Origin of the sequence: Dolichospermum compactum NIES-806 (assembly GCF_002368115.1) — a bacterium.
Lineage (GTDB): Bacteria > Cyanobacteriota > Cyanobacteriia > Cyanobacteriales > Nostocaceae > Dolichospermum > Dolichospermum compactum.
The window spans coordinates 2,706,458-2,724,464 of the sequence record NZ_AP018316.1; the positions used below are offsets into that span (position 1 = coordinate 2,706,458).

Annotated in this window: 19 protein-coding genes; 9 read left to right on the top strand and 10 right to left on the bottom strand. The window is 38.2% G+C overall.

Annotated elements, in window-relative coordinates; genetic code table 11:
• Positions 1-2: 2 nt before the first annotated feature.
• From CA730_RS12910 to CA730_RS12925, 4 genes are all read right to left on the bottom strand, one after another.
• On the bottom strand, positions 3-299 hold the full coding sequence (locus tag CA730_RS12910; RefSeq protein ID WP_096667809.1) for a DUF2288 domain-containing protein: 297 nt from the start codon (positions 297-299) through the stop codon (positions 3-5).
• 75 nt (positions 300-374) lie between these two features.
• On the bottom strand, positions 375-1,328 hold the full coding sequence (locus CA730_RS12915; protein ID WP_096671507.1) for a DNA cytosine methyltransferase: 954 nt from the start codon (positions 1,326-1,328) through the stop codon (positions 375-377).
• Positions 1,329-1,538: 210 nt separating this feature from the next.
• Positions 1,539-1,853 (bottom strand): HindVP family restriction endonuclease, encoded by a 315-nt coding sequence (locus CA730_RS12920; RefSeq protein WP_231939824.1) that lies wholly within the window; start codon positions 1,851-1,853, stop codon positions 1,539-1,541.
• A gap of 97 nt (positions 1,854-1,950) precedes the next feature.
• Positions 1,951-2,589 carry a lysophospholipid acyltransferase family protein gene (locus CA730_RS12925; RefSeq protein WP_096671509.1) on the bottom strand — a complete coding sequence of 213 codons (639 nt, stop codon included), beginning with the start codon at positions 2,587-2,589 and terminating at the stop codon, positions 1,951-1,953.
• Positions 2,590-3,330: 741 nt separating this feature from the next.
• Between CA730_RS12925 and CA730_RS12930 the strand changes: the two genes are divergently transcribed.
• The 3 genes from CA730_RS12930 to CA730_RS12940 all read left to right on the top strand — a co-directional run bounded on the left by CA730_RS12930 (position 3,331) and on the right by CA730_RS12940 (position 5,525).
• A complete protein-coding gene (locus tag CA730_RS12930; protein ID WP_157749968.1) occupies positions 3,331-3,837 on the top strand; it encodes a hypothetical protein in 507 nt (168 codons plus the stop codon).
• Between the two features lie 77 nt (positions 3,838-3,914).
• Positions 3,915-4,307 (top strand): DUF2358 domain-containing protein, encoded by a 393-nt coding sequence (locus tag CA730_RS12935; protein WP_096667813.1) that lies wholly within the window; start codon positions 3,915-3,917, stop codon positions 4,305-4,307.
• A 42-nt stretch (positions 4,308-4,349) separates the two neighbouring features.
• Positions 4,350-5,525, top strand: a complete 1,176-nt coding sequence (locus CA730_RS12940) for a TRC40/GET3/ArsA family transport-energizing ATPase (RefSeq protein WP_096667815.1) — start codon at positions 4,350-4,352, stop codon at positions 5,523-5,525.
• Positions 5,526-5,554: 29 nt separating this feature from the next.
• Here the strand turns inward: CA730_RS12940 and CA730_RS12945 are convergent, their stop codons facing one another.
• A complete protein-coding gene (locus tag CA730_RS12945) occupies positions 5,555-5,980 on the bottom strand; it encodes a hypothetical protein (RefSeq protein ID WP_096667817.1) in 426 nt (141 codons plus the stop codon).
• 235 nt (positions 5,981-6,215) lie between these two features.
• Between CA730_RS12945 and CA730_RS12950 the strand changes: the two genes are divergently transcribed.
• From CA730_RS12950 to CA730_RS12970, 5 genes are all read left to right on the top strand, one after another.
• On the top strand, positions 6,216-6,398 hold the full coding sequence (locus tag CA730_RS12950) for a BLUF domain-containing protein (protein ID WP_096667819.1): 183 nt from the start codon (positions 6,216-6,218) through the stop codon (positions 6,396-6,398).
• Between the two features lie 106 nt (positions 6,399-6,504).
• Positions 6,505-8,370: a S8 family peptidase gene (locus tag CA730_RS12955; protein WP_096667821.1), complete on the top strand. Its 1,866-nt coding sequence runs from the start codon at positions 6,505-6,507 to the stop codon at positions 8,368-8,370.
• Between the two features lie 247 nt (positions 8,371-8,617).
• Positions 8,618-8,845, top strand: coding sequence for a hypothetical protein (locus CA730_RS12960; RefSeq protein ID WP_039199568.1), 228 nt, complete (start codon positions 8,618-8,620; stop codon positions 8,843-8,845).
• Between the two features lie 124 nt (positions 8,846-8,969).
• Complete coding sequence (locus tag CA730_RS12965) at positions 8,970-10,346, top strand: aminopeptidase P family protein (protein WP_096667823.1); 1,377 nt, start codon at positions 8,970-8,972, stop codon at positions 10,344-10,346.
• An 87-nt stretch (positions 10,347-10,433) separates the two neighbouring features.
• Positions 10,434-10,940, top strand: a complete 507-nt coding sequence (locus tag CA730_RS12970) for a hypothetical protein (RefSeq protein WP_172891185.1) — start codon at positions 10,434-10,436, stop codon at positions 10,938-10,940.
• Between the two features lie 12 nt (positions 10,941-10,952).
• Here CA730_RS12970 and CA730_RS12975 read toward each other — a convergent pair whose 3' ends face one another.
• The 4 genes from CA730_RS12975 to CA730_RS12990 form a co-directional block, all read right to left on the bottom strand.
• On the bottom strand, positions 10,953-11,210 hold the full coding sequence (locus CA730_RS12975; protein ID WP_096667825.1) for a hypothetical protein: 258 nt from the start codon (positions 11,208-11,210) through the stop codon (positions 10,953-10,955).
• A 390-nt stretch (positions 11,211-11,600) separates the two neighbouring features.
• Complete coding sequence (locus CA730_RS12980; RefSeq protein WP_096667827.1) at positions 11,601-12,656, bottom strand: YwqG family protein; 1,056 nt, start codon at positions 12,654-12,656, stop codon at positions 11,601-11,603.
• Between the two features lie 86 nt (positions 12,657-12,742).
• Positions 12,743-13,060: a hypothetical protein gene (locus CA730_RS12985; protein WP_096667829.1), complete on the bottom strand. Its 318-nt coding sequence runs from the start codon at positions 13,058-13,060 to the stop codon at positions 12,743-12,745.
• A 174-nt stretch (positions 13,061-13,234) separates the two neighbouring features.
• Positions 13,235-14,518, bottom strand: coding sequence for an aspartate aminotransferase family protein (locus CA730_RS12990; RefSeq protein WP_096667830.1), 1,284 nt, complete (start codon positions 14,516-14,518; stop codon positions 13,235-13,237).
• A gap of 289 nt (positions 14,519-14,807) precedes the next feature.
• Here CA730_RS12990 and CA730_RS12995 point away from each other — a divergent pair, with 289 nt between their 5' ends.
• The gene (locus CA730_RS12995; protein ID WP_096671513.1) at positions 14,808-15,824 is read left to right on the top strand and encodes a potassium channel family protein; all 1,017 of its coding nucleotides are present in this window, start codon (positions 14,808-14,810) and stop codon (positions 15,822-15,824) included.
• A 44-nt stretch (positions 15,825-15,868) separates the two neighbouring features.
• Here the strand turns inward: CA730_RS12995 and CA730_RS13000 are convergent, their stop codons facing one another.
• Complete coding sequence (locus tag CA730_RS13000) at positions 15,869-17,989, bottom strand: protein kinase domain-containing protein (protein WP_096667832.1); 2,121 nt, start codon at positions 17,987-17,989, stop codon at positions 15,869-15,871.
• Between the last annotated feature and the right edge of the window lie 18 nt (positions 17,990-18,007).

Consider the following 18,007-nt stretch of genomic DNA (forward strand, 5'->3'; position numbering starts at 1 on the left):
TTTTAGACAGTGGCTATTTCTTTGATGATGACATAAGGTTCAACAATCAGAGCATTAAATCGCTTCTCCCGGTTGAGATTCCATTCTCCCACCTGAACTACCGTTGGTTTGGCTAATAATTGTTCATCTATCCAATGTTGCACTGAAAGAATATTATCACTAGCGATCGCTTCTCCCACATCTAGCAAATCCAAATTCTCCGCTACCAAAATCACCGCATCTTTTTGGACATGGGGAATTAACCACTCCCATTCCGCTTCATCAAGATTTTGCTGTAATTTTTCCCGTAACTCCGACATAATTCCCCACTTTTTTAGTTATTATTTTGATTTTACAATATCAGAAACCAATTTTTTAGAAGTCATGAATTTTTTTTAACCAGTCAGTGGTATCATCACATTAGATATATGGTATTTATTTTGATCTTGAATGTACATCAGCAAACATTTAGCAACATATTCCGCTAATTTAATAGGAACAGCATTACCAATCATCTGTTCTAAATCTGTTTTTGAACCTGCAAAAATAAAATCATCAGAAAAAGTTTGAAGATAACTTCTTTCACGAGTAGTTAATGGACGCAAATCTGGTGTTAATGGTGCAACATCTCCGGGGTGTTGTTGATAAGTTTTAGGTATTGGTCTATTCACACCTCGAATAGTTGGACTTGGTTCATCAATACTGAAAATGGCTCTTCTTTGATAACTTCTAGGATGACGATAATAATATTCAAGTCCTAAACTATTTCCTAAATAATCTCTAATAGTTGTCGGTTTTTTAGATAAATTAGATTCTAGATAAGTCTTGAGATTATCATCTTTACCACCAAGTTCTCCTATACAGAAAAATCTCTTCCTCTTTTGTGGTACACCGCATAAACTAGCATCTAATACCTTTTCTGTTAAACCATAACCAGCCGATTTAAGAATTTGCTTAAACTCTTGATATTTGTGAGATTTTCTAAACAATGCTACATTTTCTAAAACAAACCATTGACTTGAAACATTAGCTACTATTTCAGCAAATGTAATACTTAAATCTCCTCTCCCTAAATCTTCATTCCGCTTACCAGCACTAGAAAAATCTTTACAAGGTGGACCACCAATAATTACATCTGGTAATAATTCTTTAAATATTAAATAATCGTTATTTACCTGACTCAAATCATATTCAAAAATTGGATGATGAAAGTTTTGCTGATAAACATTTATAGCAGATTTCCAGTTTTCAAAAGCAGCGACAATCTCAAATCCACTATTCTGAAATCCTAGTGATAATCCACCACAACCGGAAAATACATCTATGACTTTTAAAGGAGAGGATTTCATGGGTGTATTCATTAAATTTCCTTTAGTCTATCATCAAAAATTTCTGGATTGCTGAAAATAATATAGCGGTTCTCGATTGAGTGAGATACAAGAACTCCACCCCCAACCCCCAACCCGCAAGCGATGAGGGGGCTATGATGTATCTCATGCAAGTGCATACCGCTATAGCATCAAATCTTCTTTCAGGACTTAAAAAGTTTTGTCCTCCTCCTAATCAACTCGCGGTAATTTACCAACAACTATTTTTCTATAAGGTACATAGTCACTTTCAAAGGAGAAGAATAAATGATCAGAAAGAGGAGTAATACCAAATATTTGAGAAATATCTATTTCTTGATACTGAATTTTTAGCTGCTTGTCCAAGGTTAAATAATTGAGTTTTAAACCTTTCTGATACATATAACAAGCTAAGGATGCAGGAAAAGAATTATTAAATTGATTCTTTCCCCAACTTTCTCTTTGAGAAAAATCTCTATTAGAATGATTTAATCCAAATAAACCTACCTGTAAATTTTCTGGTTGCATTAGGCTGAATTTGATAATTAACTTACATAAAAACGCATTTATTATTGATGCTGAAAACTCTTGTGGGGTAGACATCTTGCCTACCCTATAATAAATTTTACCTGCCCAAATCGTGCATTTCATTAATTGCCTTCGCACACATTTGAGTAACTCTTTCCAACTCTTCCTTATTAGTAGAACTGGGAGCATCAATTAACTGACCAATTCTAATAGTTAAAGGTACAGAACGGGGTAGAGAAGAACCCGGTTGTAAAATCTGCTCACTTCCCCATAAACTTACTGGTAAAAAAGGAGCTTTGGCCTTAGCCGCCAGGAGGGCTGCACCTCTTTTCGGGTCATGAATGCGACCGTCATTCGTGCGTGTACCTTCTAAAAACACACCTACAGCCCAACCATTCGCCAAATATTCTAAAGCAGAACGAATTGCATTGCGGTCAGCACTGCCCCGGCTAACAGGGTACGCGCCGTATAATTTAATTGCTTGTGCTAAAACAGGAACTTTAAATAATTCTTCCTTAGCCATGTACGCGACAGGACGACGGACACAACTAGAAACTATGGGAGGGTCAAAATAACTAGCATGATTACTAACGACTATGACAGCACCAGATTGGGGGACATTTTCCGCGCCATAAATCTTGCCCCGAAAGTATGCGTGTAATGCGGGACTAACCACCGACCACTTAAAGGCGTGATACAGTGCCAAACTAATTAAGGGTTCACGAGTTCTAGTCACAGAAGATAATATAAATAAAATAGAATACAAAAGTCAGAATTCAGGAGTCAGAACTCATTTTAACCTCTAACTCCCAAATCTAATCGCTTATTTTTCCTACATTAGTTGCCTAATGTTAAAGCCTGTTGTCCTTGAGGTGAAGTAGCATAACCTAAAAATGCTTGCACTCCAGCACTAGCAGGGTCTTTATTGCCCTTTCACCCATTATCCAGTAGACAGCTTTTTTCATAACCCAAAGTTATTTTAGTGAGAGTGGTTATGGTAATATTTTTACTCTAATATGAGCATACATAGCAATTGTCGGTCAGTTTCTTCAAGTATATTTACAGCAAATTGTCATCAAACCCGGAACAAGAACCCCACCCCCAACCCCCTCCAGTATCAAAAGCTTATCCTTTTCTTCCCCCCGCAGCGGGGGGATTTAGGGGGGTGCGATGAGGGGGCTAAGATGTACCTTATATGATTGGAAATCGCTGTAGGAATTCTCAATGATTTCTGAGCAATATTAAGTAGCTTAGGGTAGTCAATATCTACCGAAACCCGTCTAAAATAGGCAAAAACCAAATATAGACATCCGTTTGATGATTAAGAAAGTCAGTATGGCGTGTTAGCGACAGCACAATGCACCAAATTCTTGACGAGGGAAAGATGATCAAAAGTCTCTAACCTGTGAATAAATAACAAATAGCAACAAGAGAAAAAATGCACAAAACATACTCGATTAATCTTTAAGGAATGCTGATGATGACACTTGCACAAATTCAAAATCAAATCAAAAACCAAGCCGCTAAAATCGCCGAACATCAACAAGAATTATTAGATGCTCAAAAAGAATTATCTTTACTTTTAGAGAAGAAAAAAATTATGGAAGAACTAGCAAATGAAAAACTGAAAGAAGCAGCACAGCTATTAAGAGAAGCCCAAACTGATTTAGAATGTACAACTGAAGAGATTTTAGAAATTACTAAATCAAAAATGATTAGCCCTGAATTAGAAGATCAGATTGATTTAGAACAAAATGACAAAAATAGCTTAATTTTAGGAACTTTAGGATCTTTAGAATCCATCGAAATTGATCTAGGCAAATCCGAACTTAGCCTCGCAGAAGGTAAACAAGAATTAGTCAATGCCTTAACTGAAAAGATAGATGAGTTTGAATTTGCTTTATCCTGTTTACCTGTAGAAGAAAGAGATTGTGCCAGAGTCAAGCTACAAACTGTAATTGGTAATTTTGTAAATCAGTCATAAAGAAGAATTCATTCTATTCTAACTCCTGACTCCTGACTCCTAACTCCTTCTTTCTGACTCCTGACTCCTGTTAATTTATGAATATTATTGAAACCCTCAAAGCCGATTATGCAAGATTTCCTGAAAATCAAACTTACAGCATTTATGCTGACGATGTTTATTTTCAAGATGCTGTTTTCAAGTTTCGGGGACTTGAACTTTATAAATGGATGATTAAATTCATTCAAACTTTTTTCTTCAATCTCAAACTAGATTTACATAACATCCAATCTCAGGAAGAAATTATTAAAACTGAATGGACAATGAGTTGGAATTCCCCATTACCCTGGAAGCCCTATATTTCCGTTTCTGGTTGGAGTGAATTACGGCTGAATACCGAGGGTTTAATTGTTTCCCATATTGATTATTGGCACTGTTCTCGCTTGGATGTAATTAAGCAGCATTTCATTTCTGGGAAAAAACCATCATAATGTAAATAAATGTAAATAAAATCCAGGCATAAGGAATAATTGATGCGAGTAATTTTAATGACAGGGAAAGGTGGCGTGGGTAAAACCTCCGTTGCCGCAGCCACTGGACTCCGTTGTGCAGAACTCGGCTATCGGACATTAGTTTTAAGTACAGACCCTGCCCATTCCCTTGCAGATAGCTTTGACGTAGAATTGGGACATGATGCCCGTCTCGTTCGTCCCAATTTGTGGGGGGCAGAATTAGATGCCCTACAAGAATTGGAAGGTAATTGGGGGGCTGTGAAACGCTACATTACCCAAGTTTTACAAGCCAGAGGTTTAGACGGCATACAAGCGGAAGAATTAGCAATCTTACCGGGTATGGATGAAATTTTCGGTTTGGTGAGAATGAAACGTCATTATGATGATGGAGAATATGAGGTTTTAATTATTGACTCTGCCCCGACTGGTACAGCATTACGGCTGTTAAGTTTGCCTGAAGTTGGCGGTTGGTATATGCGTCGTTTTTACAAACCGTTTCAAAATATTTCCGTTGCCCTTAGACCATTGGTAGAACCTTTTTTCAAACCTATTGCTGGTTTTTCTCTACCAGATAAGGAGGTAATGGACGCACCCTATGAATTTTATGAGCAAATTGAAGCTTTGGAAAAGGTGTTAACTGACAATACTCAAACTTCTGTGCGTCTAGTAACCAATCCTGAAAAGATGGTAATTAAAGAATCTCTTCGCGCTCATGCCTATTTGAGTTTGTATAATGTAGCGACAGATTTAGTAATTGCTAACCGGATTATTCCTCAAGAGGTTACAGATCCATTTTTCCAACGCTGGAAGGAAAATCAAGAACAATACCGCCAAGAAATTCATGATAATTTCTTACCTTTGCCAGTGAAAGAAGTACCTCTCTACTCTGAAGAATTGTGTGGTTTGGCAGCTTTGGAAAGATTGAAAGAAACTCTCTACAAAGATGAAGATCCAACTCAAGTTTATTATAAAGAAACTACTCTCAGAGTTGTTCAAGAGAATAACCAATACAGTTTAGAACTCTATTTACCGAATATTCCCAAAAGCCAAGTGCAATTAAGTAAAACTGGAGATGAGTTAAATATTACTATTGGCAATCATCGCCGTAATTTAGTATTACCTCAAGCTTTAGCTGCACTGCAACCAGCAGGAGCGAAAATGGAAGATGATTATCTGAAAATTCGTTTTTCTGAATAAAAACCTGGGCGGGGAAACCCCGCCCCTACTCAAGTTTCTATCTGTAAATTCTTTAATGTCCTTTGCAAAAATTTACCCCATTCTGCTGCTAGGGGAACTTCTGTAAAGGGAACACGAATTGATTTAGGAGTAGTTAATAAAAAGTCTAATTCGATTTTGCGACCTTTTTGGGGGGGGTTTTCTATATCTACTACATGATCATTGACTAAAAAGCGGATTTCTTGAACATCCAATAAGGAAAAAGTTTCTAATTCAATGGGTCCTTTTGTGGTGGGTTTTCCCCATGTGATATCATTACCTTTTTGAGCTAATACTGCATAAATATCATATTTCGCCCGTTCAAATTGTTCTGCCCAAATTTGATAAGCTTGAAGTTTCTTAAATTCCTGTGAACCTTGCCAAGCTAACCAGAAAAATGCTACTAACAAAGGCAACCAGAAAAGACCACGTTCCATAATAATTCTTAATGCCTCTTTGAGAGGAGCGTCGTTAATTTCATGCGAAAACAGGTAAGAAGATAGAATTGGTTCTAAAATCCACCAAATACCATTTTACAATATGCAATATGAATATAGAATATAAGCAAAACTATAGGGATTAATGTATTATATATTATTAGTGAACTGAGTAATCTATAGCAATTTGACTATTTCATAGACAAATAACCAGTAATCCAAGAGAGAAAAATAAATGAGTTTATACCGTCTAATTTACAGTAGCTATGGACAATCTAATTTGGGGTATCATGATCTGAAGGATATTATGGAGAAATCCGAGAAGAATAATCAATTTGATGGAGTTGCAGGGCTACTATGTTATGGGGATTCTGTATTTTTGCAGATATTGGAAGGCGATCGCTACATTTTACAATAGAGCTGCATCATCTTGATACTTATTTTCTCTTCCCTATTCCCTGTTTCCTATTCCCTGTTACCTACTATATGAGTTATGGTAGTGAGCAAACTGACAAGAAGCGGTGATGAAAAAACTTATATTATTGTGCTTGTTTGTGATTGGACTGACTGCGGCTGTATTTGGGTTTCTGAATTTTCAGGGATTAGCAGCGAAAGGTGAGTTTGAGACAATTTTGCTGAATTTTCGGGAAGATATTGCAGAAAGTGTCATTCAGGAGAATTTACAAGCGATCGCTCTACAATATCATGTTACCCCCCAATTAGATAATAAATATTCAGAGGCGGATCATGTATATATTATCAAAGGCGGTGCCTCCGGCGAGGGCAGCTATCGCCAAAGACTCACAGATTTACGAAAATCTCCCTTTGCCAAAGTTACAGAATTTATTGAACCAAATTACATTTATAAAATCGTTCCCGAAGGAAAAGCCACTTGGTTAGGAGAACTGTTAGCACCTCAAAACGAAGAACCAAATTCTTCCTTAATTGGTCCTAATGATCAGTATTACAGCAAACAGTGGAACTTACACAAAATTGGTATAGAAGCGGCTTGGACACGGAGTAAAGGTAGTGGTATCACCGTTGCCGTCATTGATACAGGCATTACCAAAGTCCGCGATTTATATGAAACTAAATTTGTCAAAGGCTACGATTTTGTTAACGATACAGAAGCAGCCAAAGACGATAACGGACACGGAACTCACGTCGCCGGCACAGTCGCCCAAGCCACCAATAACGCCTATGGTGTCGCTGGAGTGGCTTATGAAGCCAGTCTGATGCCCTTAAAAGTCTTAAATGCCGACGGTTCAGGAACAGTAGCCGACATTGCCGAAGCCATCAAATTTGCGGCTGATAACGGTGCAGACATCATTAACATGAGCTTAGGTGGTGGTGGTGCCAGCCAACTCATGGAAGATGCCATTAAATACGCCCACAACAAAGGTGTAACCATTATCGCCGCCGCCGGCAATGAAGACACCAACGGCGTAAGCTATCCCGCCCGTTATGATCATGTTATCGGTGTTTCGGCCTTTGGACCCGACGGTGAAAGAGCATCCTATTCCAACTATGGTGCAGGTGTAGATATTTCTGCCCCTGGAGGGAGTCAAACCGGGACAATTCTCCAAGAAACTATCAATGAACAAGGTGAAGGCGTATTTCTCGGACTCCAAGGCACAAGTATGGCTTCTCCCCACGTTGCGGGGGTAGCGGCACTAATCAAAGCCTTGGGAATCAAAGAACCCGACGAAATTTTGCAAGTTCTCCAACAGTCAGCCAGAGTCATTCAAGACGACGGTTTGAACTATTATGGGGCTGGACAACTCAACGCCGAAGCAGCAGTTAAACTAGCCAGCGACGGTATCATTAGTGTTCCCGACTTTTTCCGGTGGTTGCGAGAACAAGGCTATCTAAATCCTGGCTTTTGGATAGATGGCGGAGCGATCGCTTTAGTCCCTAAAATATTTATGGTAGTAAGTTCTTATATCCTGGCTTGGTTTTTACGAACCTACTTCCCCTTCGCTTGGAGTTGGTCTCTATCTGGCGGTTTAATTTTCGGCAGTTCTGGTTTATTCTTCCTCAAAGGATTGTATATCTTTGATCTTCCCCAATGGCCTTTCCGAATTTTAGGTAGTTCCATTCCCGAATTAGGCAACACCTTACAGGGAACAGACGCACTAAATCCACTTTTTGCCAGCGTCTTAATTCCCTTTGTGTTAATAGCCTTATTCTTAGGACATCCTACAGGGAAATGGTTTGCCATTGGTGTAACTTTAGGAATAACAGCTTTCCTCACAGTTAGCGCTGTTTATGATCCTGCCGTTTGGGGTTTAGGAAATAGTAACCTCGCCCGAATCTTCCTCCTTATTAATGCTTTACTTTGCTACGGACTAGCCCGGTTAGCATTAAAAAAAGACGGACAAATAGCTTAATTAGGTAATTGGTAATTGGTAATGGTTAATTGGGAAAAAAGTTTTATCTCTTGCCTCTTGCCTAACAACTACAGCGATTTCCAATCATATAAGCTACATCTTAGCCCCCTCATCGCACCCCCTAAATCCCCCCGCTGCGGGGGGAAGAAAAGGATAAGCTTTTGATACTGGAGGGGGTTGGGGGTGGGGTTCTTGTTCCAGGTTTGATGACAATTTGCTGTAACAACTGACAACTAACAACTAACAAATGACTATTACAACCACTGGTACTATCGAACGTCGAAATATTGGACTTGGTGCTTGGGCTTTCGTAACCGAAGATGGTGTTACCTACGAAATCCCCAAAAGTTCCGATAAAACCTTACTAAAAGCTGGACAAAAAGCCAAAATCACCGGAAAAGTCCGAGAAGACTTAATGACAGCAGCAATGATTGGTTCCGTTTTAGAAATTCATTCCTTTGAAGTAATCACATAATTTAGTGTTGCTGATAGCCTGCGTGGCGTAGCCATATTGAGGTATGAAATTCCCAAATTGAACCTTTAAAACTCTTACCTTTGCGTCTTTGCGTCTTTGCGTGAGACTAAAATCTAATTCTCCTATGCAAACAAACCTCCCAGAAATTCTCCGTCACCGTCGCCAAAAACTCGCAGAAATCATAGACTTACCCGCCGTTCTCTGGTCAGGTAGTAGCAGTCCCCGCAACTTCCCCGCTAATACCTTCCCCCACCGCGCCAATAGCCATTTCCTTTATTTCGCCGGAATTCCTCTCCAAAATGCCGCCATTCGCCTAGAAAGTGGCAATCTACAACTATTTATAGATGACCCCCACCCCAGTAGCGCCCTCTGGCATGGAGAAACCCCAAACCGTGAAGAAATCGCTGCCAAAATAGGCGCAGATGAAGCCAAAACAATGGCAGAATTAGCAAATTACTTAGAAGACGTGGCGACCTTGCCAGTACAAGATGCAACTACTTGGACACAGCAAACCCAACTTTTAGATAGATTCATTTTACCAAAAACTCAACTGGAAGGCATTGATTTAGAACTAGCGAAAGCCATTGTTTCTCTGCGGCTTACCCATGATGCAGCAGCATTGATAGAATTACGTAAAGCAGCGGTCGTGAGTGTAACAGCACACAAGGCAGGAATGGCAGCAACATCTTCAGCTAAACAAGAATCAGAAGTCCGCGCCGCAATGGAAGCAGTAATTATGGCTGAGAACATGACCACTGCTTACACCAGTATTGTTACAGTTCATGGTGAAGTTTTACACAATAATCATTATTACCACTCTCTGCAACCAGGAGATTTACTTTTAGCCGACGTGGGTGCGGAAACCCAGACAGGTTGGGCGGCTGATATTACCCGCACCTGGCCTGTTTCTGGTAAGTTTTCATCAACCCAAAAAGACATTTATGATATTGTTTTAGCTGCCCATGATGCTTGTATTCAAAACATCGCCCCTGGTGTAGAATATGCAGAAATTCATCTGTTAGCAGCCACTATAATTGCCGAAGGTTTAGTAAATTTAGGAATTCTGCAAGGTAAACCAGAAGATTTGGTAAAAATGGATCTTCATGCTTTATTTTTTCCTCACGGAATTGGACATCTTTTAGGTTTAGATGTTCATGATATGGAAGATTTGGGAGACATCGCCGGTTATGATCAGGGCAGAAGCAGAAGTAGCCGTTTTGGTTTAAGTTATTTACGATTAAATCGTCCCTTACGTCCAGGAATGTTAGTCACAATTGAACCAGGATTTTATCAAGTTCCGGCAATTTTAAATGATCCAAAAACTCGTTCTCAATATCAATATTTAGTCAATTGGGAACGTTTAGAACAGTTTGCAGATGTGCGAGGCATTCGCATTGAAGATGATGTCTTAGTTACAGAATCAGGGAGTGAAGTTTTAACCGCTGCATTACCAACTGAAACTAGTGCGATCGAAGATTTATTAAATGCCAATTTTTCGTAGGTTGGGTTGACGCAAGGAAACCCAACATGAGATAACATAATTAAGAGTTGTAATTCATTAATTCACATTTTCAATACTTTTAAAATCATGAAAAACCCCCCAATAGCATTCATATTTAGTGGCATTATTATCAGCTTAGGAATTTTACCATCCTTAGCACAAGCCAAACAGCCTGTTTCTGATACCCAAGTTGCAGCAATGGTAGAAGCTTTGCGACTCGCTGCACCTAAAACAAAAAAGCGCAATGATGGCTATCATAGCGAATGGCAAGTTAAACCAGAAACTCTCAAAGGTTGGACAAAAACTTGTCTGAAAAAAGAATTAACACCAACTCAGTTTGAAAATGATCCGAAAATAGCCCGTCAAGTCATTTCCTGTATTACTAACCGGGAGTTAAATAAGCAATTTGCAGCCACTAAAAATAATGAAAACAGTGCTGTGCGTGGTGTCGCTTGTTGGTGGATGACTGGTAATTATACAGGCTGCGATAAAGGCTTTACTGCTGACTACGTGCAGAAGGTAGTCCGTTTGTACAAGCAAGAAATTTCCAAACCAACAACCACAACTTCTCCGGCACAGAAACATATCAATTGATATAATTTAAAATTAAGGATTTTCAACAGAGTCCCAACATTTATGATCACGCCAAACTGCATTTTTCGCCTCACACTTTTCCTGTTCTTTAATACCAGTAATTGAGGTAGGGCGAATAATGTTTAAGTTGGATGTAACATAAGAAATCATGAACGAACCGGTAGAGAAACCACAATAGATTAAAGTTCCAAAAAAAAACGTAACACTGACAAATTTAATAGCAGGTATTACAGAAAAACTACGTTTTTTGCCATAGAGTTGATACCGCATATATTTCCTCAAGGTGGTGTTTATGGCAGATAACACCCTGGGAATCAATATGAACTTGTCAAATTATTTATAACAATATATCGTGGATATTTCTGTTAGCTAATAGACAAAGCTAAGTAGTTTTTGCGGAGACCACAAAGTATTACTAATATAAACCCCGTTGATTGATTTGCTATACATTGCATGAATACACGAGAAATAGAACTTAATATTTCTTAAACTTTTACTATCTTCGCGCTCTTCGTGTCTTCGTGGTTTATTAAATTAAAAATTCTTTCAGCACAAAGAGATTAACGAATGATTCCTATATATTCTACAATAAATCTACCAGAACCATATCGTATACCCATAAAGGCAATGCTAGAACTGATAAACTTAATTAATCTTCTCTTAACAACAAGCATAGGTGTACAAAATCTTAGAAAAATCCAACTGTTTAAGTGCAGAAGGCTGAATAAAAAAGTTACCAACTCCCTCATCTCCCCACATAATTGAATGTTCATCATCAGAGTTCATTTGCAATAGCAGAAAATCATAACCTTCCTCTTCCTCCAAGTCAGCACGATCATCATTTTGGACAAATGCGGGATATCCTCCTAAACAATGTCCTCCTAGTGATTCTTCATATTTTTCTTCATATTCATTGAGAAAATCATCTACCAGTTCTTCTAAAGAGTTTTCCATTGCTTTAGTTAAATTACTTTGTTGAAAAATGGAAAAATGGCTTTTAACTAAGTTTCTAAAGCGATAATCTGATGCACTCATGGGAGTTGATTTAATGGCGAAATTCAAAGCTAAACAGTCTATTAATGGTAAACCTATTCCTGGAGGTAAAAAATCAAAATTATTTAGGAGATTATCAATATTTAAATCTGGTTCGGGAAAGTAAATAACTCGAAAAGTTGTTTGTTTTAATTGCGGATATTCTTCAATTCCATAGGCTGTTTCACCTGATGCTTCAATATAAAACTGAAGTATGCCTTTTTCTGGTAAATCTTCTAAATTCGGCGTTTCTGAAAAGTTGATTTGTGCTAAAAGATGGAGGGGAGTACCATCTGGTGCTTCAGGATAGGTCGTATTTTTAGGCAGGTAAGGTACACCACCAAATTTACTTTGCCATAGAGTAGTTTCTGTTGTTGAATAGGGAGTAATTTCTATAGAGGGTTTGATAATTGCATTGGCAAATTCATCTACTTGATTTTTTAGTTCTAAGAACATCCCATACAATTCATCTGGAGTAAAATCTTTGTTATTTTCATCTACTGGAACAGATTCGACATCATACCAACCATGTGTGAGTAATTCTTGAATACTTTCGTTAAAAAAGGCTTCAGCTTCGGCTTCAGAAGAGAATTTATGCAGTTCTTGATAATGGGTAACGTTGTAGCCATCGAGGTGAATTGACGTTCTCAGTGAACTTAATCTAAATATTTTATTGGATTTCATGATAATTAACCTTAGATGTGATAATGAATGATATTGGTAATGATTGAAAAGTCTTTCTTTTAGTTGTAGTAAGTATTATTTTAAAATCATATTTTTCCACATACTCCAGTTTCATTAATTCGGAAAACGTGCAGTTTGACATTTGGGTATTTTTGATGTGCTTGTTGTGCGGCTAATAAGGGATCTTCATCAATAAAATATTCACGGCTATTTGGCTCAATTGCTATGTACCAGTTATAGTGAGTTTTAATGAGTTCTGCTTGTAACTGCTCAAAAATTACTTTGCAGTCTTGAGACAATGTTTCCCGTTCCGTCTGCCATTGCGCTTTCTGTTCTTGAGTCCATTGAATTTCCGGGAATATTCTGCCTCTGCGGACTGTATGAGTAGATTTTGTTTCTGGCATAATTTGTTATGTATTACTGAAAAATATATTATATTTTATCGCATTTTTGATTAATTTTTTCCTAATTGATATGTTTAAATTTATCAAGATAAAAAATTCGTAATTGATAATCCTAAAATTACGAATTACGAATTACGAATTACGAATTACGAATTACGAATTACGAATTATGAATTAAGCTGTCAGTTTAGCTAATGCCTTTTCTACAGCTTTTAATGCTTGCTTGATTTCTGCATCTGTGACAATGAGAGGAGGAACAAACCGCACTACTTTAGGACCTGCAGGAACAAGTAATAAACCTGCGTCCATTGCCGCTTTGACGACTTCAGGGGCTGTTAAAGGAATATCGGCTTTGATTTCCATGCCGTTGATTAGACCCCAACCGCGCACTTCTGAGATATGCTGAGGATATTGACGAGCGATCGCTCTTAATCCTTCTCGTAAATGTGCGCCCTGTTCTCTGACATTCTCTAAAATATTTTCTTTTTCCAAAGTCTCACACACACTCAGCGCCACACCGCAAACAAAGGGATTACCGCCAAATGTACTTGCGTGTTCTCCTGGTTGGAAAATATCGCAGAATTTCTTACTCATCATCGCACCGATGGGAATACCACCGCCTAAACCTTTCGCACTGGTGAAAATGTCTGGTTCTACTCCCAAATGTTCATAACCCCATAATTTACCACTGCGTCCCATACCCACTTGCACTTCGTCGAAAATCAACAAAATGCCCGTTTCGTCGCAAATCTCCCGTAAGCGTTTGAAGTAGGCAACATCCCCAGGACGAACTCCACCTTCTCCCTGCAATGGTTCAATTAAAATTGCCCCTACGCGATAATTACCTTCGTCTAATTCAGTAACCGCAGCTTCTACTGCCCTGATATCGTTGTAATCTACATAGTGGAAACCAGGAACTAAAGGATCAAAGTGTTTTTGATATTTTGGCTGTCCAGTTGCAGTCACGGTGGCTAAAGTCCGTCCGTGAAAACTGGCATGGGCAGTTAAAATTATAGGGTTAGCAATTTCTAGGACAGTATGGGCATATTTCCGCGCTAGTTTAATTGCTGCTTCGTTGGCTTCAGCGCCAGAATTGCAGAAAAATACTCTATCCGCGCAGGAATGATTAACAATCCATTTCGCTAATTCACCCTGTTCAGGAATATAGTACAAATTAGAAACATGATGCAATTTCTGGATTTGTCTAGTTACAGCCTCTACCATTGCTGGATGGGCGTGTCCTAGAGTACAAGTGGCAATACCCGCGACAAAATCCAGATATTCGTTGCCCTGACTATCCCAAACACGGCAACCAGCACCCCGTTCCAAAGCCAAAGGAAACCGACTGTATGTAGACATGACAGCCCCATCAAAGCTATCAACATCAAAAGGTGTAGATGGCATAATACCTGACTCCGGGGGGTTCGTGGCTTGTTCTATTAGAGTTTGCACGCTCACTACCGCTACTCCTGAAAAGCTTTTATCGTAATACTTTACTAGGTTCTGGGAAATATGAACAAAATTTTTGATGATTTTAAGAGAAGTCACCGAGTCAGGAGTCACCGAGTCAGAAAGAAAGAAGAAAGCCTATTCCCTATTCCCTATTCCTTGACTTGAAAGATTCTATATTCTGAATCTTGATATTAGAAGTTTTTCAATTCTAAATTCTAAATTCTAAATTCTAAATTCTTAATTGCCTGTGTATTCTACCCTTGAACAAAAATATCAACGTATTCAAAAGGAGTTAATGGCTGGGGCTCTTGCTTTAGCTGGTATTTCCCTAATTGGGACTCTATGGTATTCCCTGGTTGAGGGCTGGAGATGGGAAGATGCAGCTTATATGACTGTGATTACTTTGGCAACTGTCGGTTATGGAGAAACCCATCCATTGGGTAGTCGGGGACGGTTGTTTACGATTGCTTTGATTTTAATGGGTGTGGTCAATCTTGGTTATATTGTCAATAGATTTACAGCCGCAGTCATTGAAGGCTATTTTCTCGAAGGAATTCGACTCCGACAACAAAGGCGTTTAATGGAATCATTATCAGAACATTATATTATCTGTGGATTTAGCCGCACTGGGCGACAAATTGCTAAGGAATTTCGGGCTGAAGATGTTGCGTTTGTGATTATTGATTCGGAATTAGAATCGGTTCAAAAAGCTCAGGAAATTGGTTATATTGTTTTTCAGGGTGATGCCACATTAGACGATACTTTGTTAAAAGTTGGCATTACTAAAGCAATTTGTATTGTGGCGGCTTTACCTTCAGATGCGGAAAATTTATATACTGTTTTATCAGCAAAAACTCTGAATCCAGATATTCGAGCGATCGCTCGTGCTAGTACAGAAGAAGCGGTACAAAAGTTACAGCGTGGTGGCGCAGATGCCGTAATTTCACCGTATATTACCGGCGGCAAACGCATGGCAGCAGCAGCCCTCAGACCCCAGATTTTAGACTTTGTGGATGGGATTCTCTCTGGTACAGACCGCCAGCTATATATGGAAGAATTTTTACTAGATCCAGGTAGGTGTCCCTTCGTTGGTCAAACTTTACAAAAAGCCAAATTGCGATCGCAATCAGGCGTATTAGTTCTGGCAATTCGTCGTCTTGATGGTAAACTCATTGGTGGTCCCACTGGAGATACTGTTTTAATGTCAGGAGATACCCTAATTTGTATGGGTACGGCTGAACAATTACGGGATTTAAATCAAATTCTTGGTCCGATTAATTCTATCCCCCTAAAACGTCCAAAAAATAGCTAAAAGCAGTAGATATTCCAACTTGCAAAATAAATGATGAATTCATATTAGAAGTCGGAGATCTGGAGTCCTACCAATTGAAAGGCCTGTTTAATACCTACATTCATTGGTGATTTTTGTTCTTTTCCATATAATTCTGTAGCTTTACTATAAGCAGATAACATTTCTCGGCAGTTTTCTACTTGTCCATCTTGACTTTTAATATTCAGCAATACCCAACCTAAATTATGATAGGCTTCAGCATAAATATGATTATATTTAATTGCTTTTTCAAGATATAACTTTGCTTTTTGCCATTCTCCTATTTGGGCATATAAAGTACCGAGACGAAATAAAATAAAAGCTTGAGGCGTAAATTTTTGTAGATAATTGTCATAGATTTGAATAGCACTTTGATAATTTTGTAAATTTTCTTGAGTAATAGCGTGATTAATTAATACCCAATCTATAATTGATGCTTGATGACTGGCTTTTTCAAAACTGCTGATAGCATCTTGCCATAAATATTTAGTGGCTTGTTTCCAACCTTTTAAACCCCAAGCTATAGCACTATCAGGCACTTGATTAATGAATTCTTCAATTCTTCTATCTACATCATTAGCTTGTTTAGTGACAACGGCTTTTTCTAAAGCTATAATTAAATAAGGATATAGGCTAGATTGTAACTCTTTTTCAGGACTATTTTTCTGATTCTGTAATTTAAATATTGCTTGTGTAGCTGCACGAATAGTTAATTTCCATTCTTGTTGCTGTACATATATCCAAGCTTGCAAACCCAAAGCAAAGGTACAATCAGGCTGTAATTGTAATGCTTTATTTGCTGTATTCTCTGCATCTTTCCATTTACCAGATTTACCTAATGCCCAAGCAAAATTAGCTTGTATCCAAGCCTCATGAGGAGCTATTTGAACTGCTTTCTGTAAGTTCTTAACTGCTTCTTCCCAATTTTTTTGCCGGCAATTAATCAGTCCTAAAACTCCATAACCTCTGCCGTCATTGGGTTGTAATCGAATGGCTATTTCTGCGGCTGCTTCTGCTTGTTGATCATCAAGATATATTTGTAATAATGCTAGTTCTACGGCTGCTTCTCCATGATCTGGTGCAAGTTGTAAATATTTTTGATATGCTTGAACGGCATCAGCTAGTTGACCTTGTTTGACTAATTCCTTGGCTCGTTGATGTTGAGGAGAAATAAATTTACCTTGAAGTGCATTAATTAATTCATCAGCAGTTTGAAATCTATCCTCTACTCTAAATTGCATTCCTGTGAGAATAACTTTTTCTATTAAGGAACTTAAATTAGGGCGTAATTGTCGGGGTGATATTAATTTATCCACAGAACTACCTTGTAAAAAAGCACTGGCTCTATCTGTGGCTTCTATTGGTAATTTTCCCGTTAATAATTCATACATTGATGCACATAAAGCATAAAGGTCTGTACTAGGAAAACGCTTACTTTTTTGAATATATTGTTCATAAGGTGCATATCCAGGGGTTAATATTCGGGTCATATCCCCAGTTTGACCGGCAATAAATTCTCTAGCTGCGCCAAAATCAATTAAGACAGCTTTATTAGGAGGAACAATAATAATATTTTCTGGTTTGATGTCTCGATGCAGTAAATTATGACTATGAATAACTTTTAAAGCATCAGCAATTTGCATAAAGTAATTTTTAACTCGATTTTCTTCTAGTGTTCCTGTTTCTAGCAATATTTTATCTAATGATTTACCAACAAGTAATTCCATTACCATGTATGCGGTATCATTTTCTGTAAACCATTCATAAATTTTAGCGATATGAGGATGAACACATTTTTGTAAATAGTTAGCCTCTAATTGAAATTGTTGCAGTTGTTGTTGACGCTGCACAGGGGTAATGGACATTGGCCACAGAACTGTATTACCTTGTCTAGCAGCATTTTCTGTCCATAATTCTTTAATGGCAACTTTGGTAGAGTTGGAGATGTAAGTGGCTGCATAAGTAATCCCAAAGCCACCTTGTCCTAATATGTTCTCTATTCTATATCTGCCATTTTTTAATAATGTTCCTGGGGATAAATGCAGATTTGATGTGGCGGAAGAAGAGGTTAAAGGTGTACCGCAAGCGATACAGCTAGTTTCATGATCGTAGTTATCTGTGAGACAGGTTGGACATTGAATAGACATAATTGGTAATTGGTAATT

What these genes read in the sequence shown, in the direction of transcription:
- CA730_RS12985 (WP_096667829.1), bottom strand. Translation starts at nt 13,060, where the DNA reads ATGCCAGAAACAAAATCTACTCATACAGTCCGCAGAGGCAGAATATTC.
- CA730_RS13000 (WP_096667832.1), bottom strand. Translation starts at nt 17,989, where the DNA reads ATGTCTATTCAATGTCCAACCTGTCTCACAGATAACTACGATCATGAA.
- CA730_RS12930 (WP_157749968.1), top strand. Translation starts at nt 3,331, where the DNA reads ATGATGACACTTGCACAAATTCAAAATCAAATCAAAAACCAAGCCGCT.
- CA730_RS12940 (WP_096667815.1), top strand. Translation starts at nt 4,350, where the DNA reads ATGCGAGTAATTTTAATGACAGGGAAAGGTGGCGTGGGTAAAACCTCC.
- CA730_RS12955 (WP_096667821.1), top strand. Translation starts at nt 6,505, where the DNA reads ATGAAAAAACTTATATTATTGTGCTTGTTTGTGATTGGACTGACTGCG.
- CA730_RS12945 (WP_096667817.1), bottom strand. Translation starts at nt 5,980, where the DNA reads ATGGAACGTGGTCTTTTCTGGTTGCCTTTGTTAGTAGCATTTTTCTGG.
- CA730_RS12935 (WP_096667813.1), top strand. Translation starts at nt 3,915, where the DNA reads ATGAATATTATTGAAACCCTCAAAGCCGATTATGCAAGATTTCCTGAA.
- CA730_RS12920 (WP_231939824.1), bottom strand. Translation starts at nt 1,853, where the DNA reads ATGCAACCAGAAAATTTACAGGTAGGTTTATTTGGATTAAATCATTCT.
- CA730_RS12980 (WP_096667827.1), bottom strand. Translation starts at nt 12,656, where the DNA reads ATGAAATCCAATAAAATATTTAGATTAAGTTCACTGAGAACGTCAATT.
- CA730_RS12915 (WP_096671507.1), bottom strand. Translation starts at nt 1,328, where the DNA reads ATGAAATCCTCTCCTTTAAAAGTCATAGATGTATTTTCCGGTTGTGGT.
- CA730_RS12960 (WP_039199568.1), top strand. Translation starts at nt 8,618, where the DNA reads ATGACTATTACAACCACTGGTACTATCGAACGTCGAAATATTGGACTT.
- CA730_RS12975 (WP_096667825.1), bottom strand. Translation starts at nt 11,210, where the DNA reads ATGCGGTATCAACTCTATGGCAAAAAACGTAGTTTTTCTGTAATACCT.
- CA730_RS12965 (WP_096667823.1), top strand. Translation starts at nt 8,970, where the DNA reads ATGCAAACAAACCTCCCAGAAATTCTCCGTCACCGTCGCCAAAAACTC.
- CA730_RS12910 (WP_096667809.1), bottom strand. Translation starts at nt 299, where the DNA reads ATGTCGGAGTTACGGGAAAAATTACAGCAAAATCTTGATGAAGCGGAA.
- CA730_RS12995 (WP_096671513.1), top strand. Translation starts at nt 14,808, where the DNA reads ATGGCTGGGGCTCTTGCTTTAGCTGGTATTTCCCTAATTGGGACTCTA.
- CA730_RS12950 (WP_096667819.1), top strand. Translation starts at nt 6,216, where the DNA reads ATGAGTTTATACCGTCTAATTTACAGTAGCTATGGACAATCTAATTTG.
- CA730_RS12970 (WP_172891185.1), top strand. Translation starts at nt 10,434, where the DNA reads ATGAAAAACCCCCCAATAGCATTCATATTTAGTGGCATTATTATCAGC.